Consider the following 22,879-nt stretch of genomic DNA (forward strand, 5'->3'; position numbering starts at 1 on the left):
CTGTTGTATTTATAAGAAAAAGGACGCATGAAAAAACTTTCGTTTTTTCACACGCCCTTGGCATTTTGTGCAGAATAAAAAATTACTTCCGCAGCTTTAGTGGGGCGAGATTTCTGGATTTTTCGAGGATGCAAGGTTTACAATAAAGAATACATTACAACAAAGTGGCAGGCACTTCCGCCCATCACGAAGAGGTGGAAGATTTCGTGGCTGCCGAAATTCTTATGCTTAGTGTTGAAAATCGGAAGCTTCAGTGCATAGATCACACCGCCGATTGTGTAAATGATTCCGCCGGCGAGAAGCCATCCGAATTCTGCACGTGTCAGATTGTTGAGGATCTGACTGAATGCGAGGACACAGATCCATCCCATACTAATGTAGAGGACGGAGGATACCCATTTCGGGCAGAATACCCAGAACCCTTTGATAATAATTCCGGTGATTGCGATACCCCATACAAGTGCAAGCATGATAAGTCCGGTTCTGCGTTCCAGTACCAGCAGGCAGATTGGTGTGTAGCTTCCGGCGATCAGTACGAAGATCATCATATGGTCGATCTTTTTCAGGATCGTGTTGACACGTTCGGAAAAATCAAAGGTATGGTAGGTTGTGCTTGCGGCGTATAAAAGAATCAGGCTGACTGCATAGATTGCAAGCGAGATCAGGTAAATCCGGCTCGGTTCGTGGGCTGCTTTTATTAAAAGTGGAAATGCGGCAAAAATTGCCATCAGCATACCGATAAAATGTGTGATTGCACTTCCTGGATCTTTAATATGTTTCTTTTTCATCATAAATCCCTCCTTAGAGATGAATAATTAAAACCATTACACGTAGTAATCAATACTACATTAAGTATATGAGTATATTATACCGTTTATGCATAAAATGCAAGTGAAAATTGACTTTTTAAAAATTATTTGTTAGAATATAACGCGAATGTTACGATGCTCTTTACTTGTATTGTCACCAAGTAAGGAGTTTTTTATTGTGCATTGCGACGGATAAGGAAGTTGGCGCAAGCGACCGCCGCAGGCGTGAGAATCCGCCCCGGCAGAGTTTATATGATGGAGTTTAAGGTCATATTTGTAATTGGTATTGTAGTAGAAAGGATAATGGATGGAAACAGTTAGATTTGAAGAAATGGGACTTTCGGAAGAGATTCAGAAAGCAGTAAGATACATGGGATTTGAGGAGGCTTCACCGATTCAGGCGAAGGCGATTCCGGCGATGATTAGCGGGATCGATCTGATCGGGCAGGCACAGACCGGAACCGGTAAGACCGCAGCATTCGGAATCCCGCTTCTGGAAAAGGTAGACCCGAAGCTGAAAAAGCTGCAGGCGATCGTTCTCTGCCCGACCAGAGAGCTTGCAATCCAGGTGGCAGACGAGATCCGCAACCTGTCCAGATATATGCATGGAATCAAGGTTCTGCCGATTTACGGAGGACAGGATATCGTAAAGCAGATCCGTTCCTTAAAGAGTGGAACACAGATCGTCATCGGAACTCCGGGGCGTGTGATGGACCACATGCGCAGAAAGACAATGAAGCTGGATTTTGTACACACGGTTGTGCTTGATGAAGCAGATGAAATGCTGAACATGGGATTCCGTGAGGATATCGAATTTGTATTAAGTGGTGTTCCTGAGGAGCGCCAGACTGTGCTTTTTTCGGCAACCATGCCGAAGCCGATCATGGAGATTACGAAGAAATTCCAGAATAACGCAAAAGTGATCAAAGTTACAAAAAAGGAACTGACTGTTCCGAATATTGAGCAGTATTATTATGATGTAAAGCCGAAGAAGAAAGAGGAAGTTCTTTCCAGACTTCTTGATATTTATTCACCAAGGCTTTCGGTTGTATTCTGTAATACGAAGAAGCAGGTAGATCTTCTGGTAAATGCACTTCTCGGACGCGGATATTTTGCGGCAGGACTTCACGGGGATATGAAGCAGGAACAGAGAGACCGCGTGATGCAGGGATTTCGGACCGGTAAGACAGAGATACTGGTAGCGACGGATGTGGCGGCCCGTGGAATTGATGTAGATGAAGTGGAAGCAGTATTTAATTATGATCTCCCGCAGGATGATGAATATTATGTACACCGTATCGGTCGTACCGGACGCGCAGGACGCGAAGGAAGAGCATTTTCTTTCGTATCAGGAAAAGAAGTTTACAAACTTAAAGAGATCCAGAGATACTGCAAGACGAAGATCTATGCACAGAAAGTTCCGTCACTGAATGACGTTGCGAATACTAAGATGGAAAATATTCTGGATGATGTGGAGCGTGTGATCGAGCAGGAAGATCTGGATATGATGATCAATGCGATCGAAGAACGTGTCAATAATTCTGAATTTACAGCGATGGATATGGCAGCAGCATTTTTGAAGATCTGCTGTGGAATGACAGAGGATAATAAAAATACAGAGGAAAGTGACTGGGAATTTGGAGATACCGGTGCAGGTGAGGACGGAATGGTCCGTCTGTTCATCAATATTGGTAAGAAGCAGAGAGTACGTCCGGGAGATATTCTTGGTGCGATCGCCGGGGAAAGCGGAATGGATGGAAAGCTGATCGGAACGATTGATATGTATGATAAGTATACATTTGTTGAGGTGCCGAGGGAATATGCCCGTGAGGTACTGAACGCGATGAAGAATGTGAAAATTAAAGGGAAGACGGTGGCTGTGGAGCCGGCGAACCAGAAATAGGAGGTCGAGCCAGCTCGAATGCGCTGCGCTACTTCTCGCTGCAGGCTGTCGCCTAATAGGGATAAATAGAAGAGCCCCTGGAAGAATGAATAAATTCGTTCTTCCAGGGGCTCTTCTATTTATCCCTGCTCGGCTTGTAGCTTAGCCAAAGTAGCGTTTGAGTAATCCTTCGAATGCTTTTCCGTGTCTTGCTTCGTCTCTTGCCATTTCATGAACTGTGTCATGGATTGCATCGAGGTTTGCAGCTTTTGCACGTTTTGCAAGGTCGAATTTACCTGCTGTTGCGCCGTGTTCTGCTTCTACTCTCATTTCAAGGTTCTTCTTTGTGCTGTCTGTTACAACTTCGCCAAGAAGTTCTGCGAATTTAGCAGCGTGTTCTGCTTCTTCGTGAGCAGCTTTTTCCCAGTAAAGTCCGATTTCCGGATAGCCTTCTCTGTGAGCTACTCTTGCCATTGCAAGATACATTCCTACTTCTGAACATTCACCTTCAAAGTTTGCTCTGAGGTCGGCAAGGATGTCTTCGCTTACGCCTTTAGCTACTCCAACTACATGCTCTGCAGCCCATTCTCTTTCGCCTTCTTTTACTTCTGTGAACTTGTCAGCACCTACGCCACATACTGGACATTTCTCCGGTGCTGCTTCGCCTTCGTATACATAACCACATACTGTACAAACAAATTTCTTCATAATAATAATCTCCTTTTCTTTTTTTGATAGTATATTTGATTTCTTTTGGCTAACAATATTAGTAACTGTTACTGATATTAAGATAACATATACATTTGTCTTTGTCAACTATAATTGATAAGTTTTTTCAAAATTTCTGAATTTATACCACATAGTCAGGATTTTCTTAAACAATCACCGCAGATACCGTAGAAAAGCATGGTGTGTGATTCAATCTGACCGTCGAAACTTTCGGATGCGAGCTGGTTGATCTTATCCATGTGATCAAAATCCATATCAATCATTCGCTTGCAGCACTTGCAATAGAAATGATAATGCGGATTGGTACGTGCATCAAAACGATCGCCGCCATCGGGTGTTGTAATTTTAATCGCCTCGCCTATGTCGGCAAGCAGATTTAAATTGCGGTAAACGGTTCCGAGACTGATATTCGGGAATTCTTCTTTGATATGCATATATACAGTATCCGCCGTTGGATGTGTTGTAACAGAGGAAAGATAATCCTTAATAGCCTCACGCTGTCTGCTGTATTTTAAATTTGCCATTGATGTCACCTCCTGCAAAAAAGATAATAATAATAATTACTAAAATTATATTATAATAATATTCTTATAATGTCAATAAAAAATTGTATATTGAATAAAAGAATAAAAAATGGAAATACTGTTAAGCGAGATGTAACAATTTGTAACAAATATGACGAAAAAACAATGCATATAAAGAACGGTGTAGAACTGTGTAATACGAAATAAATGAGTAAAACTTGACAATGTGAAATTTGATTGATATAATATCACTGTAACAAATGTAACAATTCTGTAACATTTACAAAAGATAAGAATACATGAAGGAGGGAGATTTATGCATTCAAATCTAAAAAAAGGATTGTTCCTGGTTACTTTTCTGGGGATGACAGTATCTCCGGGAATTTCGGTTATGGCAGCAGATGGGGACACCGCAGAAGCTGCAAAAATGCCGGGCGTTGGGATAGAAGCGGTGTTGAAGGATTTTTATTCTCAGAACAGGGAGATTAAAGCTGAGGATTATCTGGTACCGGAAAATAAGGGCGAGTATTTAGATATGGCATTTGCCAATGTAACGAGTTTTCTGTATGTCAGAAGCGAACCGACAAAGGAAAGTGAATATGTCGGAAAGCTGTATCCGGGATACGCGGCGAAGATCACAGGTCCTGTGGGAGAATGGACGGCAGTCGAGTCGGGAGATGTCACCGGATATGTAAAAACAGAATATATACTGACAGGAGCAGAGGCGCAGACGTATGCGGAGAATCTGGTAACGGAAGCGCAGCAGGAAGGAAAAGAAGAAGCAGAAGCATTTACCTATGCAGTGTCCAGAAAATCCGAAGAAGCGCAGATGACGCAGGAAGTCCAGGGGAATGTACAGCAGACGGAGACTACCGAGGTTTCCGCACAGCCGGCGTCAAATGGACAGGCGATCGTCGATTATGCATGCCAGTTTATTGGGAATCCGTATGTCTGGGGCGGCACAAGTCTGACAGATGGGGCAGACTGTTCCGGATTTGTACAGTCTGTATTTGCACATTTTGGAATCAGTCTTCCACGGACAACGTATGACCAGATCAATGCCGGCGTGGAGGTAAGCTATGATCAGGCGATGCCGGGAGATCTGATCTGTTATGATGGCCACATCGGAATTTATATTGGGAACGGTCAGATCGTCAATGCACAGAACCCGGAACAGGGAATCGGGATTTCACCGGCGACTTATACGACAATTCTTTCGGTAAGAAGAATTGTGTAAAAGCCTGGAAACACCAGTGAAAGCAGGCATTTGAAAAATACGAAAATGCTGAATATCCGTGGGTTATCCACATTGTCCACATAAAAACATACGTTTTTTGTGGAAAACGGGGAAATATTTTATAAAAGCAAAGAAACCTTAATATCCGAGCAATACAGTCGGATATTAAGGTTGTTTTTTGGGATAAATGGTATTATAATAAGGGATACGAAAAGTAAAGGAGGAAGAAAGATGGCAGTCGAAGTAACAAAAACAATGACAATTGGCGAATTGCTTCAGGTAGCTCCACAGACAGCACCGGTTCTTATGGAAGTTGGAATGCATTGTCTTGGATGCCCGGCTTCACAGGGTGAGTCTCTTGAAGAAGCAGCAATGGTTCATGGAATTGATGCAGATCTTCTTATCGCAAAGATCAACGCACTCTTAGCAGCTGAAGCATAGACCGTGAATAAATAAAAGATATAATTTAACGGGGACGACAGATCATTAATCTGCCGTCCCCGTCTTTTTTCGCCAAGTTAAAAATTGTGGATTTGTCTGTTATTTAAATGAAGTCAGAGTCTGTATTGCATTTTTAGCAAGGATCATATCACAGTGTTCTTCCAGAAATGCAAGTGATATACCACCACCCTGTTCCGGTGAACCATACTCGGAGAGCATATTACAGATCCGGTTAAAATCAGAAGACGGATGCTCTCCCTGTGCAAGTGTCAGGATGTACATGTTCTCTGCTTCATCCTTGTAAAGTGTGTTCGGACCATCATACATCTCAGCTAAAAAATGACTGGCATGAATCACACTGTCAAGTCTTGAGAAAGAGAAAAGCCGGACCGGTGGAACAGAAGGTTCAGCAGGAGCTGCTTCTTTGGCTTCTGAAGCAGGAACCTGTTCCTGGACCGGAGTATCGGCAAGTGCTTCCGGGTTCTCCGGGAGCTGGGATACAGCCTCTTTCATCTGGCTGAGAATGTCGAGAAAATCTTCGGCTCCGTCAAGTTTTTTCAGATGTTCCAGCACGGATTTGTGCTTATCAGCAGCTTCGTCCGCAGGAGTAGGTGTGAATCTGGAAAAACGGGTATCCAGTTCATCCGGATCATCAACTTTGGTTATATTCAGAACGATAGAATCACCGGCGGTCGGGATTGCTTCAATCATCAGTGGCAGATTGTCGCTTTCGAATCCAAATTCAGAAGCGGCCTGCTGCATCATCTCGCGGAATAAAGATTTTGCCTTCTCGGAGCCGTAAGCAAGCTCGCTGAGCTTTAACTGTCTCTGGGCGAGATCATCACGGGTAAGTGTGCAGCGGATCTGATTATCATTTATCTTTTCTATCTTCATAAAGTATCACTTCCTATTCAATCAAAAATCTATCTGAACAATTACTAATAGTATAAACAAAAAACGGAACGATGTAAACAAAATAAAAAATAAAAAATGCTTGCTTTTTTATAAACTCTTTCTTATAATGGCGTTACAGGAAAATAAGACAGACCAGTCAATCGCACAAATCTTGAATTTATCATACGCATTTCGCACACAGCGTACAGAATCAAGTACATTCAGGTCATATCAGACGATTTATCAACAGAACCTAACAATTGAACCGAAGTATGGACAGTGATCATTTTCTTGTCATCGGAAAAAGCACAGGAGAAGTAATATATCACAAGTGTTGCCTTATGGTCGCTTTTTGCCGTAAAAACTGTCTGACTCAAGGGGGAAATATGGACGAGCAAGAGAAAAAGTATCAGGATTTATTTACGGAACTGACAAATTATGAGCGTAGCGGTGTCCGGATGCAGATGAATGGCTTTCCGGCAAGTCCGCTTCAGATCGTGTCAGCGCATATGGTAAGAGAAGAAAGTAATTATATGCGGGATTATATTCTGGATGAACAGGGAATGATCCGGGAACTGGATTTTAACAGTATAGGAACAGACCATTCACAGGTGGAATGAAAAAAGCAGAGCCCCCTCGCCAGGACATGACCTGTGGGGAATGGAAATAGTTCTCAGATGTGTACAAATGGCAGATATATGTGGTATAATAACATAAAGTATGCGCATATTACAAGCTTAGTTAAGCTGTGAAAATATGCTGCAAACAGGAGGTGTCATGTGGACGAAAGAAGAATGACCAATGAGCAAAGGGAAAGAGAGCGCAGACGCAAAGCTGCGGCAGCAAGAAAAGCTGCTTCAAGATACGAGGATCCGGGCGTAGGTTATCAGAGACGGAGAAGAGCAAGAAAAAGACGTCGTCGTGTCAGAAACGTGTGTATTGCATTGCTGGTGATCTTTATAGTTGTCATTGGGCTTGCCGGTGGAACAATATACTGGATAAAGTATGGGCCGACAAAAGAAACCTATGATTTGAATAAATATTTTGGAATTACGGCAAAGTCGCAGATGGGTGTAACGATCAACAACGAGGTACTGGATGCTCAGGCAATTACAGAAGGCGGAACTGCATATCTGTCTTATAACTTTGTACAGGATTATATCAGCGATCGTTTTTACTGGGATTCCAATGAGCATATGCTTTTGTATACACTGCCGAGAGATATGGTAAAGGCAGCGGCAGACAGTAAGGATTATTCTGTTTCAGATACTGTGAACAGTGAGGATTATACAATTGTAAAGACAGAAGGAGATACAGCATATATTGCACTGGATTTCCTGCAGAAATATGCAAATTTTGACTACGAAGTTTATAAAGATCCGGCAAGAGTCGTGATCACCAGTAAGTTTGGAGAGCGTCAGACGGCAAAGGTTAAGGATGATTCCCAGGTAAGGATTCTGGGAGGTGTAAAAAGTCCGGTGCTCGAAGAAGTGAAAAAGGGAGATAAGCTTACGGTTCTTGAAGATGTAAGTGACTGGAAAAAAGTCTGTACAAAGTCCGGAATTGTCGGGTATATTCAGAAGTCAAAGCTGAAGGATGCCAAGAAAGAGACAATCTCAAGAGAATTTGAGGAACCGGATTATACAGGAATCAAGAAAGATTACAAGATCAATCTGGTATGGCATCAGGTCACAAGTGAAGCTGCCAACGAAGGGATTGAAGATGCGCTTGCAGCTACAAAAGGACTCAATACGATTTCCCCTACATGGTTCAGTGTAACGGATAATTCCGGAAATATCAGTTCCATTGCAAGTACAGACTATGTGGATTATGCACATCAGTGTGGACTGGAAGTATGGGCGTTGGTTGATAATTTCGACCAGAATGTAGACGATATGGAGCTGCTCAGTCATACTTCAAGCAGGGAGAATCTGGAGAATCAGCTGGTAAATGCAGCACTTCAGAATGGAATTGACGGAATTAACGTGGATTTTGAACAGATACCGACGGATGTCGGAGATCATTACATTCAGTTTATCCGGGAGCTTTCTGTGCTGTGCCGGGTGAACAATCTGGTCCTTTCTGTAGATAATTATGTGCCGAAGGGTTATAACACACATTATCACAGAGAAGAACAGGGGGTTATGGCAGACTATGTGATCATTATGGGATATGATGAACATTTTGCCGGTTCCTATGAAGCAGGTTCTGTGGCATCTTACAATTATGTAAAAGAGGGAATTGAAGAAACCCTGCGGGATGTACCGGCAGATAAGGTGATCAATGCAGTGCCATTCTATACAAGGCTGTGGAATGAGACACCGAAGACGGACGAAGAGCGTACGGAAGATCAGGGAACCGAGGCTGAAAGCTATTCAATGAAAGTTACCAGCGAAGCACTTGGCATGGAAGAAGCGGCACAGCGGGTAAGCGAAGCCGGAGCAACTGTGACATGGGATGATACGGCGAAGCAGAACTATGCAGAGTGGCAGGGAGATAACGATTCAACCTACAGGATCTGGCTGGAGGATGCTTCTTCACTTGAAGTCAAACTCGGACTTATGAAAGACAATAATCTGGCAGGAACGGCGGCATGGAAACTTGGATTTGAGACTTCCGATATCTGGGATCTGATTCAGAAATATGTAAACTGATTACATAATGAGAAAGGTATAGAAAAGAGCTTTCCACGCATATATTTGTAAAAATATATGCAGGAGGCTCTTTTTTGAATAAAAAAATCAGTGAAATAGTAAAAAGGGGGAAAACTATTTTCAAGAGCAAAATAAAGTGGATTCTGGCTCTTATTTTACTGACGGGATGTATTTATGGCAGTTATACATTAAGCAGGTATACCGAGGCGGATCAGGTGGAGGCAAAGCAGGCTCAGGTAATCCTGGATGCCGGACACGGGGGAAGTGATCCGGGAAAAATCGGGCTGAATAACCTTCTGGAAAAGGATATCAATCTGGCAATTACTGAGAAAGTGAAAAAATGTCTGGAAAAGGAAAAGATAACAGCAGAGCTTACAAGAAAAGAGGATAAAGGGCTTGGAACAACAGGAGACGGAAGTAAAAAGACAGAAGATATGCAGGCAAGAGTGAAGATGATCAACGAGACGAAACCTGTCCTTACAGTGAGTATCCATCAGAACAGCTATGAAGACCCGGAAATTCATGGAGCGCAGGTGTTTTATTACAGCCATTCCCGGGAAGGAGAGGCTGTTGCGAAAATTCTGCAGGAAAGTTTGCAGGAGATTGATCCGGAAAATCACAGGCGGGCAAAAGCAAATGAGACCTATTATCTTCTGAGGCGGACAAAAGTGCCTACGGTGATCGTGGAATGCGGCTTTCTGACTAATCCGGAAGAGGCAGAAAAATTGTCGGGAGAAGAATATCAGGAGCAGGTTGCAGAAGCTGTTGCAAAAGGAATCGCAAAATGTCTGGAATACCTGAACGAGTATGGAAATTAAAATTGCCATGCCATGTGGATAATGCTATAATGAAACACATGGAAACAATAATAAAAAAAATAGACAGAAACCAAATAGATCAGGTGATTATGGAAGAAGCCGGTTCAATCCTGAAGAACGGCGGTCTGGTGGCATTTCCGACAGAGACAGTCTACGGACTGGGGGCAAATGCGCTTGATGAGGAGGCAGCGAAAAAGACCTATGCAGCAAAAGGACGCCCGTCAGACAACCCGCTTATCGTCCATATTGCGAGACTGGAGGATCTGGGTGCGATCGTTGAATCTGTACCACTTATTGTAGATGAGATCGCGGCACATTTCTGGCCAGGGCCACTTACGATGATTTTCAATAAGAACGAAAAAGTTCCGCTGGGAACAACCGGTGGTCTGGAAACGGTCGCTGTGCGTATGCCGGATGATGAGATTGCCCGTGAGCTGATCCTTGCAGGAGGCGGATATGTATCAGCACCAAGTGCCAACACATCCGGAAGACCGAGCCCGACGACAGCACAGCATGTGGCAGAGGATTTAAGTGGCAAGATCGAGATGATTCTGGATGGAGGAAGTGTAGATATCGGAGTAGAGTCTACGATTCTGGATATGACGGTGACTCCACCGATGATCCTGAGACCGGGAGCGATCACAAAAGAGATGTTAAGTGAAGTGATCGGTGAGGTGGCTGTGGATGAAACTTTGATTTCAGAGAACAGCACAAAAGCACCGAAAGCACCGGGAATGAAGTACCGTCACTACGCGCCGAAGGCAGAGATGATCATTGTTGACGGAGAGCCTGAAGAGGCTGTTCGGGCGATCAAGCAGATTGCTTACGAGCAGGTAAGACTTGGATATAAGGTGGGGATCATTGCGTCTAATGAATCGGTTGATCAGTATACGACCGGTGTAGTAAAATGCATAGGTTCCCGTGTGAATGAAAAGACGGTTGCGAGAAACCTTTATAAAGTCCTACGTGAATTTGATGAAGAGGAAGTTGATTATATTTACAGTGAAGCATTTCCGGAGGCAGGTATCGGAACTGCGATCATGAACCGGCTGGGCAAAGCAGCAGGACATCATGTACTGCAGGCATCTGAGATCACGAAGCTTCAGGATTACCGCAGGATTGTATTTGTGAGCAACAGCGCGAACTGTCGTGCTCCGATCGCAGCAGCAATTCTGAAAAAGCAGCCGCTTTTCCAGGAATATGAGGTGTGTGCGAGAGGACTTGTGGTTCTCTTCCCGGAGCCACTGAATCCGAGAGCAGAAGAACTTCTGGCGAGACATCATATTGAGACAGAAGGATATGAGACTGTTGCATTATCAGAAGAGGAATTTGGGGAAGATACGCTTGTTCTGGCAATGCAGGAAAGTATCAAACAAAAGATACAGAATGATTATCCGGGAAAAGGACAGGTTTATACACTATGTGAATTTGTAAATGGAAGCAAAGAGATTCCGTCTGTATATGGTCAGACACAGGAACAGTATGAGCAGATGTATGAGCTGATCCAGGGGTATGTCAAAAAACTTGCCAATAAGTTAAACGAGGAGGCAAAAAACAAATGTCAAATGTACACGTAATGGATCATCCGCTGATTCAGCACAAAATCGGGATTATCAGAAGAGAGGAAACAGGTTCAAAGGATTTCAGAATGATGATCGGTGAGATCGCAATGCTGATGTGCTATGAGGCAACCAGAGATCTGAAATTACAGGATGTCGAGATCCAGACACCGATCTGCAAGATGACAGCAAAAGAGCTTGCAGGAAAGAAGCTTGCTGTTGTTCCGATCCTGAGAGCAGGACTTGGAATGGTAGAAGGTATGCTTGCGATGATTCCGGCTGCAAAAGTAGGTCATATCGGTTTGTTCCGTGATCCGGAAACTCTTGAACCGGTAGAATACTACTGCAAACTTCCGGCTGACTGTGAAGAAAGAGAAGTATTTGTAGTAGATCCGATGCTTGCTACGGGAGGATCCTGTATCGCAGCGATCCAGATGCTGAAGAACAGAGGCGTAAAAAATATCCGTTTTATGTGTATTATTGCAGCACCGGAAGGAGTAAAGAAGCTTCAGGAAGCTCATCCGGATGTTGAAGTGTATATTGGAGCATTGGATGAAAAGTTAAATGAACATGGATATATTGTTCCGGGGCTCGGAGATGCCGGAGACCGTATTTTCGGAACAAAATAGAGGAACCGATTATGAGTGGAAAAAGACAGGATTATATTTCCTGGGATGAATATTTTATGGGAGTTGCCATTCTCTCGGGAAGACGGTCAAAAGATCCGAATACCCAGGTGGGATGCTGTATCGTAAGTGCAGATAACAAAATTCTGTCAATGGGATACAACGGTCTGCCACGAGGCTGTTCGGATGATGAATTTCCGTGGGAACGGGAAGGTGAGGATCCGCTGAAGACAAAGTATGTATACACCGTACACAGTGAACTGAATGCAATCTTGAATTACAGTGGAGGAAGTCTTGAAGGAGCCAAACTTTATGTATCGCTTTTTCCGTGCAATGAATGCGCAAAAGCGATCATTCAGAGTGGAATCAAAGAAGTAATCTATGATTCAGACAAGTATGCAGATACAACTTCTGTAAAAGCATCTAAAATGATGTTTGACTGTGCCGGGGTGCGATATCATCAGTATCACCGGACCGGGCGAAAAGTGGAAATTGAATTATAAAAGATATGGGGAGGTGCCATTGGACTGCGAAGTGCAGACAGTGGCGCTCTTTTTTGCATAGGAAATTCTTTTCAGAGGTAAAAAACATATCTGTGTGAAAAAGTTCATAAGATAGAGCAGGAGGTGGCGGAGCATGAAAAGAAGAGGATCATGGCAGATAAACTTTATTGTCAGGGCTTTGACAGGAATGGGCAGTATTTTTCTGGTCAATCAATGGATGGACTATAGAAACATTCCTGTTTCTGTCGGACTAAATGTCCTGTCATTTTTTGTGTCCGGATGTCTTGGAATTCCGGGAGTTGCCATGCTTTATGGGATTATGTTTTATCAGTTTATGTAGGTGTTGCGCAAAACGTTTTTTTCTGGTTTAAAGCTATGGACAAAGGGAAAAGTGGCGCATATAATACGTCTTACAAGAGAGGCAAAGCAATAAGTTAGAAAATCAAAAAATCAGTTTCAGCAGTATTTATATTCTGATAAATACTGTGTCAAAAAAGGAATGCAAACGTGTTCCGTCATATGCCATTCGGCATTTGATTCAAAGTTTGAAAGAAAAAGGGCGGACATGCCGGAAAGGAGCAGAGCAAAGAATCGACAGAGAAATTTTAATTTGTGATCCAGAAGAAGAGTATGTCAGAAGACTTGCGGAGGCGCTGCTTTTGAAAAAAGAGGTGACAGCAGGAGTGCGAATCTGTTCGTCGCCGGAAATGGTACAGGAGTTACTGAAGATTGGTCTGATAAAGGTATTGTTGATCAGTGAGGATGTTCCATATGAAAAAAGAAAGCAGATTTTTACCGGGAAGAGAATTATTCTGACGAGACAGCATTGTGTGGATCTGGGAGAGGAGGAAACGGAGCTTCGGAAATATCAGCCGGTTGACGGATTGATGACCGGGATTTTAAAAGGACTTCAGGAGGAGAAGTTTCCGGGATCGTGTGCGGATAACGGAAATGGAAGAATCCTTGGAGTATATTCACCGGTTCACAGAATTGGAAAGACAACGTTTTCACTGAAACTTGGGAAAGCACTGGCACAGTCAGAAGACGTGCTGTATCTGAATCTGGAAACCTATGCAGGCATGGGAGGATATTTCCGGGATCAGGATGCTCCTGATCTGGCAAATGTTCTTTACTATGCAAAACAGGAAAGAGATGATATCGGGATACGGATTGCATCCATGGTAAAAAGAATGGGTGATCTGGACTATATCCCGCCAATGAAAGTATGGACAGATCTTCGTGCTGTGCATACAGAGGAATGGAAAACTCTATTTGAAAGACTGATCAGCCAAAGTGTATACAGCGTGATCATTCTGGATATCGGAAATGGGATGGAGGATGTATTTCAGCTGTTAAGGCTGTGTGACCAGATTCTCATGCCGTGTGCGGAGGATGTATATGCGATGGCAAAAATTGCGCAGTACCAGCATATGTTGAAGGTACTGCGGTATCAGGAGCTGGAGTCGCGTACCATGTATATCAATATGGGGAAAAATATGCGTCAGACAGTAAAAGAAACAGTTGAGTTATTAAAAGAAAGTACAGAAAAGAGGTTCTTCTATGCGGAGGGCAGAACAACTTCATGAAGAAATTCTGGCGCAGATGGATCTGTCGAAGGAAGCAAGCGATGAAGAGCTGCTGGAACTGATCCACAGGATACTGGAAGAAAAATCGAAAGAAGAGTTCATTCCGCTTGAAGAAAAGGCAATTCTCGGGAGAGAGCTTTTTAACGCGTTCAGGAAGCTGGATATCTTGCAGGAGCTGATCGAGGATGAAGAGATTACGGAAATTATGATCAATGGAACGCAGCCGATTTTCATCGAGCGTAACGGAAGGATTTATGAAACCGATAAAAAGTTTCTTTCAAAGGGAAAGCTTGAAGATGTGGTTCAGCAGATGGTAGCAGGCTGTAACAGGGTTGTCAATGAGGCAACACCGATCGTAGATGCGAGACTGGAGGATGGATCCAGAGTAAATGTGGTACTGCCGCCGGTTGCGCTTAATGGACCGATTGTTACGATCAGAAAGTTTCCGAAAAGCAGGATTACGATGGAGACGATGATCGATACAGGCTCTATCGGAAAAGAAGCGGCAGCAATGCTGATCCAGGCCGTGAAGGCAAAGTATAACATTTTTATCAGCGGAGGGACAGGATCAGGAAAGACAACCTTTCTGAATGTATTGTCGGATTTTATTCCGAAAGAAGAACGTATTATTACCATTGAGGACAGCGCGGAACTGCAGATCACAGGGATTCCCAATCTGGTGCGGCTTGAAGCACGGAATGCAAATGTAGAAGGAACAGGCGAAATCAATATCCGAGATCTGATCAGGACAGCGCTCCGGATGCGACCGGAGAGGATTATTGTCGGTGAAGTCAGAGGAGAAGAAGCACTGGATATGTTACAGGCATTTAATACAGGCCATGACGGGTCGATCAGTACCGGTCATGCGAACAGTCCGGATGATATGATGAGCAGACTGTCTACAATGGTACTGATGGGGATTAAACTTCCACTGGAAGCAGTTATGCGTCAGATCGCTTCCGGAATCGATATCCTGGTACATCTGGGACGCCTTCGGGACAAGAGCAGGAAAGTATTGGAAATCATGGAGGTATTGGGATATGAAAAAGGAGAAATCAGGCTTCAACCGTTATTTTCCTTTCAGGAGACGGGAAGTAAGGATGGAAAAATCCAGGGGGAGTGGGTGAAAAGGTCCACACTTACACGGACGGAAAAACTTATGGCGGCAGGGTATCAGCCGGAAGGAGTATGCCCTGGCGATAACGGAAAGCATTCTTCTGGTGTTTCTGATCGCCATGCTGTTCTATTCAAGACTATGGATGATGGCAGTGCTTTTTCCTCTGGGAATGAAGTATTACGAAAGGATGATCTGTCAGGTGGAGGAAAAAGGGAAGAGACGTTTTGAAAGACAGTTCCAGGATGCGCTTCAATCACTGGAAGCACAGCTGAATGTGGGATACTCTATGGAGAACGCGATCAAAGAGGTACAGAGAGACCTGCAGATCATGTATGACAGGCATACACTTATTGTACGGGAATTTACGTATATGGTAAGGCAACTGAATCTGAACGTAACCGCGGAAGCTGCCTGGAAGGATTTTGCTGCAAGGGTAGCACTTCCGGAGGTGGATACATTTGTCACTGTATTTTCCCTGGCAAAGAGGAGCGGAGGCGACAGTATTCTGATCATTAAAAATGCGGTTAGACAACTTGGTGATAAAGCGGAAGTAAAAAGAGAAATCGATACCGTAATTACAGCGAAAAAAATGGAATTTCAGATCATGTCAGTGATCCCTTTGGGAATTATTGGTTATATGCGTCTGAGCTTTCCGGAATTTATGGCGGGGCTATACGGGAATCTGCCAGGAGCGGCTTTTATGAGTATTTGTCTTGGAACTTACATTGCTGCCTGGAAACTTGGATGTAAGATTGTGGAAATCGAGGTATAGAAATGTGGTTTTGTATCGGAATGTATTTCTTTCTCGGAGCTTGTGCATGGATGTATTTCAAGAAGAAATCACTTTTCAGAAAATGGGACAGGCTTCTCAGGCAGATATTTTTTTTGATGTTGGCGGTGACAAGTCTGGCATTTTTGTCGGAAATCGTGCAGAAGACAGGGACGGAAAACTCTGAAACCATGCAGATAAAGCGGAACGGGTACGGGGAAGGACAAAAAGAAGCGGCGCTTTCTATGCAGGTTGAAGGAGAAAAAAAGCAGGATATAGAAATTCGTGTGTCACCAAAGATTTACAGTGAAAAACGGCTGGAAAAGGAGTTTCAGAAAGCGAGGAAAGAGCTTGCAAAAGTGATTTCCGGGGAAAATAAGGATCTGTCGCATATAAAGACAGATCTGGATCTGGTAACAGCATTAGACGATTTTCCGTTTTCGGTTTCCTGGGAACTTAGCAGATATGATGTAATGGATTCGCTTGGGAGACTGGATCAGGAAAAAATCCGGGAAGAAGATCCGGAGAATCAGGGGATTGGGATGAATATTACCGGAGTTTTGCATTATGAAGATAAGGTATATCCGTGTGAGATGGATCTTGTTATTTTTGCAGGACAGGAGAAAACGCTTTCCACGAAAGAGCGGGTTCTGGAACTGGTAAGATTACAGGACAGTGCTACGAGGCAGAAAGCATATCTTACACTGCCACCCAGTCTGGACGGAAGAAAAATTGCCTGGACAGAGGAGAAAGATTCAAAAGTGATTCCGATTCTGATGCTCGGAATGGCGATAAGCATTCTGCTTGTCGGAAGAGAAATACAGAAAGAAAACAATCAGAAGAAGACGAGAAAAGAGCAGATGATGCTGGATTATCCGGAAATTATCACAGAGTTTACGATGCTGACCGGTGCCGGAATGACAGCAAAAAATGTGTGGAAAAGGATTGCGGAAGACTATGGGATCACCAGGGGAAAAACGGGAAGAAAAAGAGAAGCATATGAAGAAATCTGGAAAACCTGGCAGGAAATGAAAAGTGGGATTCCGGAGATGGAATGTTATGAAAGATTTGCAAGAAGATGTGATCTGATTCCGTATATGAAAATGGGAGCACTTCTTTCACAGAATCTGAAAAAGGGTGCAAAAGGAATTTCTGAAATGCTTCGTATGGAGGCAGTACAGGCACTGGAGGACAGAAAGAGCAGGGCGAGACAGCTGGGAGAAGAGGCAGGAACAAGACTTTTGATCCCAATGCTTTTGATGCTGATCATCGTGATTACGATCGTAGTTGTACCGGCATTTTTGTCGATCCAGGTGTAGGAGGTGAGAGAATGAAGGCGGTAAAAAAGAAGCTGTGGACAGGATGGATCAGAATTCAGAAGATTCTGACGGAAAAAGACGGGATATCAACGGTAGAATTGATCCTTGTACTGGTCGTCATTATCGGTCTGGTTATCATTTTTAAGAAACAGCTTAATGAACTTGTAACTAAAATATTTGAAAAAATAACGAATGAAAGTTCAGGAATCTAAAATAAAAATTTTATTTCAGAAATGAGTGTGTACAGAGATGAAAAAAATGGTAAAGGGAGAGATTACTGTGTTTCTAAGCCTGGTCTTTCTTCTGCTTTTTACTCTGGTTGGGGCTTTGCTGGAAAGTGCCTCGATCCAGCTGGCAAAGAATGAGAGAAGAGCAGACGCAGGCAGGGCAGTGGAATCTGCGTTTGCAGAATATCAGAAAGATCTTCTGGAGCGATATGGTATTTTTGCAATAGAAGGCAGTTATGAATCCGGAACAATGTCTGAAGAAAATATTTTAAACCGACTGTCCTTTTACGGGGCAGAAAATATAGAAACAGAGATTGCGGCAATCCGTTATCTGACAGACCAGAATGGGAAAGAATTTCTGCGGCAGGCGGTTGAATACGAGAAAATGAAGACAGGAGCTGCGGCGATAGAGAATCTGACGGGAAAGGTATCCGAATGGAAGGAGCAGGAACTGAAAGCAAATGAATATGGGAAAGAGAATATAGAGACGAGTAAAGAACTTGACCAGATGCTGGAAAGTGAAAAAGAAGAACTTCCTGCAGAAAATAATCCATTGGCGGATATTGTGGATATACAGGCGCAAGCACTGTTAAATCTGGTCAGCCCGGAAGGATTTACGCTGTCATCGAAAGCTGTAAAGTCGGAAGAGACTGTATCGAACCGAAAGCTCAGGCAGGGATACGGAACCATGAAGGAAAAAGATAATGGAGCCGGAGATACCATTTTTTTCAATCTGTACCTTATAGATAAGTTTGGCAATGCTGCAAATAAGAAAAAGAATACGGTACTGGACTATGAGATGGAGTATTTGTTAGGAGGAAAGGCGAGCGACAAGGACAATCTGGAATATGTGATCGGGAGAATCCGAATCCTTCGATTTGCAGTGAATTATGGATATTTGCTGACCGATAAGGACATGCAAATGGAGGTGGATACCCTTGCAACGACACTGAGTGCGGTGTTTCTTTCACCGGAGATCGGACCTGTGATCAAGCATGCGCTGCTTCTTGCATGGGCTTATGGAGAAAGCCTTACGGATGTTAAGACGCTTCTGGCAGGGAAGAAGGTTCCGGCTGTAAAGAGTAAGGAGAGCTGGAATCTGACGCTGGATGGTCTGCTTGAACTGGCAAAGAACAGAAGTATTCCGGAAGGGAAGGAGACAGAAGAGGGAAATTCTTATGAGCAGTATCTGCAAATGATGCTGGTTTTAAAATCAAAGGAAGAACTGTCGATGAGAGCATTGGATCTGGTGGAAATGAATCTGCGATCCGGAATGGAGAAAACGTTTTTTCGGGCAGATGCCTGCGTATCAGGAGCAGACTTTGACATGACATGTTATCTGAGAAGAGGAATCCGGTATCAGTATCATATTTTATATCAATATCAGTAACAAAAAATGAAAATGTTAGGAGGTGGATACAGGTGTCTTTTCTGAGGACAATCGAAATAATAAATAAAATTCCTTTGATGATGTATAGAAAAATATTGAATTACAAACACATATTTGATATTCGCAGAAAGGAGGAAGGATTTGATTTTCTACCTGATTTGATCGCCATATCTTGTGTCAAAGAAAAGGCATCTGTATCTGCCTCGGTAACAGTAGAAGCTGTACTTTGTGTTCCGCTGTTCCTATATGCGGCGGTGAGTTTGATCTGGATGCTGGAGCTCAGAAGCATCCAGTCTGCAGTAAGATGCGGACTGCAGAGTGCAGGAAAGCAGGTGGCAGAGAGTTTTGCAGAAATTCCGGTGCTGAACCCGATAAGTCTGCATGCAGATCTTGTAAATGCGGTCGGAAAAGAAAGAATGGATCGAAGTATGATTGTTGGCGGAAGCGGAGGAGTCAGCTGTAAAAGATCCTGGGCGATACCGGGAATGGGAGTGCTGGAACTGACGGCAGAATATGAAGTAGAACTGCCGGTTCCTGTCTTTCATATTCCGGTACTGCATTATAAAGAAAAAATGAGGATGAAGACATGGACCGGTTATGTAAAGACCTACGAAGCAGGAATTGGAGATAATGAACTTGTATATATGACAGAAACAGGGATCGTATATCACCGGAATTATCAGTGCACTTATCTGGAACCGTCCGTGCGCAGTGTTGCGAAAACACAGTTAGGGGAACTTAGAAACAGCAGTGGAGGAATTTATCATTTGTGTGAACGGTGTGGATGGATGCCGGGAAATGATGGCAACTGCTATGTCACAGATTATGGGGATCGTTATCATACTTCATTATCATGCAGCGGACTGAAGAGAAAAGTTTATACAGTTCCGCTGTCAGAAGTAAAAGGAAAAGGAGCATGTTCAAAATGTGGTGGAAAATAGCAAAATTGGCAGGATTATTTTTTTTAGGATTCGGAGCAGCACAGGATATAAAATATCAGAAAATCTCGACAGAATATCTGCTCGCAGGAAGCTGTGCGGCGATTCTGTACCGTGCGTTATTTGGACGGATGCATTGGAGTGTATGGGTTGCCGGACTGGGATGTGGAATTGTATTTCTCATGATATCGAAATGGTCACAGGAGGGAATAGGGTACGGAGACAGCTGGATGATCCTGAATATGGGTATTTTTCTTGGGATCTGGAATCTGCTTGGAATGCTGATGCTTGCATTTCTTGTGGCTGCGATGGCAGCAGGAGCAGGTCTTTGGAGCGGAAAATGGAAACGGACGACGAGAATGTCGTTTTATCCTTTTCTTCTGATCGGCTATCTGGGGACATTTATATGGTAAAGCTAAAAGGAAGTACAGTAGTTGAGATGGCGTATCTGATGCCGGTAGTATTGCTTTGTTGGATGGCAGTCATTTTCGCGCTTTTTTATTACCATGATAAAAATATTATCGGTGGGGCGGCATATGAGACTGCGATTGTCGGAAGTGAAGAATGGCGATGGCAAAAGGAAATAGAAGATGGAAAAATGGAGCAGTATTTTCAGAAAAGAATTGAAAACAAACTGATATTTTTTGATACAGTATCGGTGGAAACTGCGGTAGTAAAAGATGAATTTGAAGTGACAGCAGGAGCGAAAAAGAGAAAAATGCGCGTATCTGTTAAACGCAGTGCGGCACTGACAGTGCCAGAGGAAAAAATACGCAGGAAAAAGTATTGCAGGAGATTGTAGAAAGGAACCAGGAGGAATGAAAGAAGAGTACGAAAGAGATTTACATCATGCCTGGATGATTCTGGAAACAGATGAGCTATATAAAGAAGATTATCAGATGCGGATGCTGATGGAAAATGCGATTCCCGGACTCTTGTCGGTAAGAGGGCAGGGAAAAGATGATAAAAGCCAGTACCGCTACGAGATCAGTGGGAAGATATCCGTGAAGGCAAGGGGAGAAAAAGAGCACTGGAAATTTGCAGATCTGGAAAAATTTATGAGACAGTTTATCCAGGTGCTTTATGCAGTGAAGAATTATCTGCTGGACGTGAACTGTCTGAGCCTGGATCCGGGACATATTTATGTATCGGATGAAATCTATTACTTTTGTTATTGTCCGGGACTAGAAGGTAATATTCTGGAAAAGTTTCATGAGCTTACAGAGTATTTTGTCAGGGAGACAGATTATGAACAGAAAGAGGCAGTCTATCTGGCATATGAATTACATAAGGCTTCAATGGAAGAAAATTATAATATTGAGTATGCGCTGGAGCGGATACTGGAGAAAAAGGAGAATGAAATGGAGAGTATACAGCCGGAGAAAAAAGCAGGATATGATCTGCAGGAGGAACTGATCCTGGATGACTGGATTGCAGAACAGGAAATGAAAGGGCAGGTTGTAAAGGACAGGCAGAGCGTATGGGGATTTCTGAATCAGCGCCTTCAGAAACGTAGAAAAAAACGGGAATCCCAATGGGATGAGATAATGGCGGATGATTCAGAGGAATAAGTAAGATAGGACATGTTTTTCGGGTTATAGGACAAAACGTGTTGATGGCTAATCCCAGCCATCAAACGTTCTATCCACATTATGTAAGTCGCTCCAAACAATTGCATCACCCCAGATTGAAAGACTCTGTTCCAATCGATTCTTCTCATTCATTCGCTGATAAATAGATGTGATACTCTGTTCTGTGGGCATGACTTTTATTATTTCTGACAAAGGAAGAGGTTCTGGTGAGTGCATATAACACCACCAGTACACCGCTTTTATTCTTCTTTCGATAGATAAGCCCCTATGATTTCTTAACATTTCCCGGAGTCTTGAATTAATTCCACCTTCAATTCGGTTATTAGTAGATGGTGTTGAAAAATCATTCTTTAAGTTTTCGTCAAGGTATGTAAAAAGAGTTTTTTCTTTAAGCAACTTAAGCAACGATCTTTCAGCTTTTAATATTCTCTCATGCGTAGGTCTTGATTTCCCATTCTCATCTATAGTCATTTCGTCAAGAAAGTCTTGATACTTTTTAATCCAATTGATAAAACGTTCCACCCATATCTGGGATTCCTTTTTACTTTTGATTTTCAGTAGATCTTTGACCAGCATATAAAGTTCTGCGCCAGCGGCAGTGTTAGGGCGAGAAGTTATATATCGTTTTACTTGACAAAACACATGGAATACACACCTTTGATGTTTTGCTTTTGGCCATGCCTTTTTGAGTGCTTTTGCAAACCCTGTACCCCCATCAGACACTACCATCCTTGGCTCAGCGATACGTTTCATCAAAGCGATCCAGGCTCCTGCATGTTCATAACGACACAAATACCATCCCAACACATGCTTTTCATCACAGCAAATCAAAACGCATGCTTTCCGACTAAGATAGATCCCATCGAGAAATACTACATCTCTAGTTTCTGCTATCTTTGGCGGCATAGCCCATATATCCCAGAACTTTGCTGTCTTTCTTCTAAAGGATCTTCCTTCTCCAGACATTGTTGATTGAGATTCTTTTCCAAACAGCCAATCCAAAAAGATTTGCAGTTCCTTGGATTCATTATTAATTTTATGCGTTAGTGACGTTTTGCAATTCTTACAAAGCCAACGTTGCGAACCAGCTTTTGTCTTTCCAGACTTCACACATTTCATACCACAAACAGGACAATTTACTTGATTCATCTAATCTTCCCTCCATGGTTCTTATTTTAAGGAAGATTAAAAACCGTTAGTCCCTTTATTTTGGTGTGCTACCCGTCAAGTAGACAAATTAAATAACGAAAATTTTTTCTTCCCCG

At 43.1% G+C, this 22,879-nt stretch carries 25 protein-coding genes; 20 read left to right on the forward strand and 5 right to left on the reverse strand.

Annotation, left to right across the window (positions count from 1 at the left end):
- Positions 1 to 137: 137 nt before the first annotated feature.
- A complete protein-coding gene (gene trhA, locus PGY05_RS15865; RefSeq protein WP_055155689.1) occupies positions 138 to 791 on the reverse strand; it encodes a PAQR family membrane homeostasis protein TrhA in 654 nt (217 codons plus the stop codon).
- A 325-nt stretch (positions 792 to 1,116) separates the two neighbouring features.
- Here trhA and PGY05_RS15870 point away from each other — a divergent pair, with 325 nt between their 5' ends.
- On the forward strand, positions 1,117 to 2,712 hold the full coding sequence (locus tag PGY05_RS15870) for a DEAD/DEAH box helicase (protein WP_173690381.1): 1,596 nt from the start codon (positions 1,117 to 1,119) through the stop codon (positions 2,710 to 2,712).
- A gap of 141 nt (positions 2,713 to 2,853) precedes the next feature.
- On the opposite strand, the gene PGY05_RS15875 is transcribed toward PGY05_RS15870, so the two are convergent.
- Together PGY05_RS15875 and PGY05_RS15880 are read right to left on the reverse strand one after the other, a co-directional pair.
- A complete protein-coding gene (locus PGY05_RS15875) occupies positions 2,854 to 3,399 on the reverse strand; it encodes an NADH peroxidase (RefSeq protein ID WP_008375550.1) in 546 nt (181 codons plus the stop codon).
- 155 nt (positions 3,400 to 3,554) lie between these two features.
- Positions 3,555 to 3,944, reverse strand: coding sequence for a Fur family transcriptional regulator (locus PGY05_RS15880; RefSeq protein WP_008375549.1), 390 nt, complete (start codon positions 3,942 to 3,944; stop codon positions 3,555 to 3,557).
- Positions 3,945 to 4,260: 316 nt separating this feature from the next.
- Here PGY05_RS15880 and PGY05_RS15885 point away from each other — a divergent pair, with 316 nt between their 5' ends.
- On the forward strand, positions 4,261 to 5,181 hold the full coding sequence (locus PGY05_RS15885) for a C40 family peptidase (RefSeq protein ID WP_055155691.1): 921 nt from the start codon (positions 4,261 to 4,263) through the stop codon (positions 5,179 to 5,181).
- A 231-nt stretch (positions 5,182 to 5,412) separates the two neighbouring features.
- Positions 5,413 to 5,622, forward strand: a complete 210-nt coding sequence (locus PGY05_RS15890; protein ID WP_022220329.1) for a DUF1858 domain-containing protein — start codon at positions 5,413 to 5,415, stop codon at positions 5,620 to 5,622.
- Positions 5,623 to 5,721: 99 nt separating this feature from the next.
- Here the strand turns inward: PGY05_RS15890 and PGY05_RS15895 are convergent, their stop codons facing one another.
- On the reverse strand, positions 5,722 to 6,516 hold the full coding sequence (locus tag PGY05_RS15895; RefSeq protein ID WP_270476298.1) for an adaptor protein MecA: 795 nt from the start codon (positions 6,514 to 6,516) through the stop codon (positions 5,722 to 5,724).
- Between the two features lie 386 nt (positions 6,517 to 6,902).
- On the opposite strand from PGY05_RS15895, the gene PGY05_RS15900 reads away from it, so the two are divergent.
- From PGY05_RS15900 to PGY05_RS15980, 17 genes are all read left to right on the forward strand, one after another.
- Positions 6,903 to 7,136 (forward strand): hypothetical protein, encoded by a 234-nt coding sequence (locus PGY05_RS15900; protein WP_117559053.1) that lies wholly within the window; start codon positions 6,903 to 6,905, stop codon positions 7,134 to 7,136.
- Between the two features lie 174 nt (positions 7,137 to 7,310).
- On the forward strand, positions 7,311 to 9,170 hold the full coding sequence (locus PGY05_RS15905) for a glycosyl hydrolase family 18 protein (protein WP_270476312.1): 1,860 nt from the start codon (positions 7,311 to 7,313) through the stop codon (positions 9,168 to 9,170).
- A gap of 74 nt (positions 9,171 to 9,244) precedes the next feature.
- Positions 9,245 to 9,988, forward strand: a complete 744-nt coding sequence (locus tag PGY05_RS15910; protein ID WP_082424210.1) for an N-acetylmuramoyl-L-alanine amidase — start codon at positions 9,245 to 9,247, stop codon at positions 9,986 to 9,988.
- Between the two features lie 38 nt (positions 9,989 to 10,026).
- Entirely contained in the window at positions 10,027 to 11,565 is a 1,539-nt protein-coding gene (locus PGY05_RS15915; RefSeq protein WP_055155799.1) for an L-threonylcarbamoyladenylate synthase, read from the forward strand.
- Positions 11,547 to 12,176, forward strand: coding sequence for a uracil phosphoribosyltransferase (gene upp, locus PGY05_RS15920; protein WP_022220333.1), 630 nt, complete (start codon positions 11,547 to 11,549; stop codon positions 12,174 to 12,176). Before PGY05_RS15915 ends, upp begins: the two co-directional genes overlap by 19 nt.
- Before the next feature lie 11 nt (positions 12,177 to 12,187).
- Positions 12,188 to 12,676, forward strand: a complete 489-nt coding sequence (locus PGY05_RS15925; protein ID WP_008375533.1) for a deoxycytidylate deaminase — start codon at positions 12,188 to 12,190, stop codon at positions 12,674 to 12,676.
- A 133-nt stretch (positions 12,677 to 12,809) separates the two neighbouring features.
- Positions 12,810 to 13,016, forward strand: a complete 207-nt coding sequence (locus PGY05_RS15930; protein WP_008375529.1) for a pro-sigmaK processing inhibitor BofA family protein — start codon at positions 12,810 to 12,812, stop codon at positions 13,014 to 13,016.
- A 193-nt stretch (positions 13,017 to 13,209) separates the two neighbouring features.
- Positions 13,210 to 14,262, forward strand: a complete 1,053-nt coding sequence (locus PGY05_RS15935; protein WP_055155694.1) for a hypothetical protein — start codon at positions 13,210 to 13,212, stop codon at positions 14,260 to 14,262.
- Positions 14,237 to 15,607: a CpaF family protein gene (locus tag PGY05_RS15940; RefSeq protein ID WP_270476303.1), complete on the forward strand. Its 1,371-nt coding sequence runs from the start codon at positions 14,237 to 14,239 to the stop codon at positions 15,605 to 15,607. Before PGY05_RS15935 ends, PGY05_RS15940 begins: the two co-directional genes overlap by 26 nt.
- A complete protein-coding gene (locus PGY05_RS15945) occupies positions 15,549 to 16,151 on the forward strand; it encodes a type II secretion system F family protein (protein WP_270476304.1) in 603 nt (200 codons plus the stop codon). Before PGY05_RS15940 ends, PGY05_RS15945 begins: the two co-directional genes overlap by 59 nt.
- A gap of 116 nt (positions 16,152 to 16,267) precedes the next feature.
- Positions 16,268 to 17,467 (forward strand): hypothetical protein, encoded by a 1,200-nt coding sequence (locus PGY05_RS15950; protein ID WP_195502271.1) that lies wholly within the window; start codon positions 16,268 to 16,270, stop codon positions 17,465 to 17,467.
- A gap of 11 nt (positions 17,468 to 17,478) precedes the next feature.
- Complete coding sequence (locus PGY05_RS15955) at positions 17,479 to 17,679, forward strand: Flp1 family type IVb pilin (RefSeq protein ID WP_022220442.1); 201 nt, start codon at positions 17,479 to 17,481, stop codon at positions 17,677 to 17,679.
- A gap of 37 nt (positions 17,680 to 17,716) precedes the next feature.
- Positions 17,717 to 19,084, forward strand: coding sequence for a DUF5702 domain-containing protein (locus PGY05_RS15960; protein WP_270476305.1), 1,368 nt, complete (start codon positions 17,717 to 17,719; stop codon positions 19,082 to 19,084).
- Between the two features lie 158 nt (positions 19,085 to 19,242).
- Positions 19,243 to 20,025, forward strand: a complete 783-nt coding sequence (locus PGY05_RS15965; RefSeq protein WP_270476307.1) for a pilus assembly protein — start codon at positions 19,243 to 19,245, stop codon at positions 20,023 to 20,025.
- Positions 20,010 to 20,435, forward strand: coding sequence for a prepilin peptidase (locus PGY05_RS15970; RefSeq protein ID WP_049938189.1), 426 nt, complete (start codon positions 20,010 to 20,012; stop codon positions 20,433 to 20,435). The genes PGY05_RS15965 and PGY05_RS15970 overlap by 16 nt, the downstream gene beginning before the upstream one ends.
- Positions 20,429 to 20,824: a TadE family protein gene (locus PGY05_RS15975; RefSeq protein ID WP_270476309.1), complete on the forward strand. Its 396-nt coding sequence runs from the start codon at positions 20,429 to 20,431 to the stop codon at positions 20,822 to 20,824. The genes PGY05_RS15970 and PGY05_RS15975 overlap by 7 nt, the downstream gene beginning before the upstream one ends.
- Before the next feature lie 16 nt (positions 20,825 to 20,840).
- Complete coding sequence (locus PGY05_RS15980) at positions 20,841 to 21,593, forward strand: DUF6382 domain-containing protein (protein ID WP_195479184.1); 753 nt, start codon at positions 20,841 to 20,843, stop codon at positions 21,591 to 21,593.
- Between the two features lie 48 nt (positions 21,594 to 21,641).
- Here the strand turns inward: PGY05_RS15980 and PGY05_RS15985 are convergent, their stop codons facing one another.
- The gene (locus PGY05_RS15985) at positions 21,642 to 22,763 is read right to left on the reverse strand and encodes an IS1249 family transposase (RefSeq protein WP_270476310.1); all 1,122 of its coding nucleotides are present in this window, start codon (positions 22,761 to 22,763) and stop codon (positions 21,642 to 21,644) included.
- Positions 22,764 to 22,879: the final 116 nt, after the last annotated feature.

Origin of the sequence: Coprococcus sp. AF51-11b1 (assembly GCF_027682785.1) — a bacterium.
Classification (GTDB): Bacteria; Bacillota; Clostridia; order Lachnospirales; family Lachnospiraceae; genus Allocoprococcus; species Allocoprococcus comes.

Coding starts and splice junctions, on each gene's coding strand:
- trhA (WP_055155689.1), bottom strand. CDS start 791: ATGATGAAAAAGAAACATATTAAAGATCCAGGAAGTGCAATCACACAT.
- PGY05_RS15870 (WP_173690381.1), top strand. CDS start 1,117: ATGGAAACAGTTAGATTTGAAGAAATGGGACTTTCGGAAGAGATTCAG.
- PGY05_RS15875 (WP_008375550.1), bottom strand. CDS start 3,399: ATGAAGAAATTTGTTTGTACAGTATGTGGTTATGTATACGAAGGCGAA.
- PGY05_RS15880 (WP_008375549.1), bottom strand. CDS start 3,944: ATGGCAAATTTAAAATACAGCAGACAGCGTGAGGCTATTAAGGATTAT.
- PGY05_RS15885 (WP_055155691.1), top strand. CDS start 4,261: ATGCATTCAAATCTAAAAAAAGGATTGTTCCTGGTTACTTTTCTGGGG.
- PGY05_RS15890 (WP_022220329.1), top strand. CDS start 5,413: ATGGCAGTCGAAGTAACAAAAACAATGACAATTGGCGAATTGCTTCAG.
- PGY05_RS15895 (WP_270476298.1), bottom strand. CDS start 6,516: ATGAAGATAGAAAAGATAAATGATAATCAGATCCGCTGCACACTTACC.
- PGY05_RS15900 (WP_117559053.1), top strand. CDS start 6,903: ATGGACGAGCAAGAGAAAAAGTATCAGGATTTATTTACGGAACTGACA.
- PGY05_RS15905 (WP_270476312.1), top strand. CDS start 7,311: ATGACCAATGAGCAAAGGGAAAGAGAGCGCAGACGCAAAGCTGCGGCA.
- PGY05_RS15915 (WP_055155799.1), top strand. CDS start 10,027: ATGGAAACAATAATAAAAAAAATAGACAGAAACCAAATAGATCAGGTG.
- upp (WP_022220333.1), top strand. CDS start 11,547: ATGTCAAATGTACACGTAATGGATCATCCGCTGATTCAGCACAAAATC.
- PGY05_RS15925 (WP_008375533.1), top strand. CDS start 12,188: ATGAGTGGAAAAAGACAGGATTATATTTCCTGGGATGAATATTTTATG.
- PGY05_RS15930 (WP_008375529.1), top strand. CDS start 12,810: ATGAAAAGAAGAGGATCATGGCAGATAAACTTTATTGTCAGGGCTTTG.
- PGY05_RS15940 (WP_270476303.1), top strand. CDS start 14,237: ATGCGGAGGGCAGAACAACTTCATGAAGAAATTCTGGCGCAGATGGAT.
- PGY05_RS15945 (WP_270476304.1), top strand. CDS start 15,549: ATGAAGTATTACGAAAGGATGATCTGTCAGGTGGAGGAAAAAGGGAAG.
- PGY05_RS15950 (WP_195502271.1), top strand. CDS start 16,268: ATGTTGGCGGTGACAAGTCTGGCATTTTTGTCGGAAATCGTGCAGAAG.
- PGY05_RS15955 (WP_022220442.1), top strand. CDS start 17,479: ATGAAGGCGGTAAAAAAGAAGCTGTGGACAGGATGGATCAGAATTCAG.
- PGY05_RS15960 (WP_270476305.1), top strand. CDS start 17,717: ATGAAAAAAATGGTAAAGGGAGAGATTACTGTGTTTCTAAGCCTGGTC.
- PGY05_RS15970 (WP_049938189.1), top strand. CDS start 20,010: ATGTGGTGGAAAATAGCAAAATTGGCAGGATTATTTTTTTTAGGATTC.
- PGY05_RS15975 (WP_270476309.1), top strand. CDS start 20,429: ATGGTAAAGCTAAAAGGAAGTACAGTAGTTGAGATGGCGTATCTGATG.
- PGY05_RS15980 (WP_195479184.1), top strand. CDS start 20,841: ATGAAAGAAGAGTACGAAAGAGATTTACATCATGCCTGGATGATTCTG.
- PGY05_RS15985 (WP_270476310.1), bottom strand. CDS start 22,763: ATGAATCAAGTAAATTGTCCTGTTTGTGGTATGAAATGTGTGAAGTCT.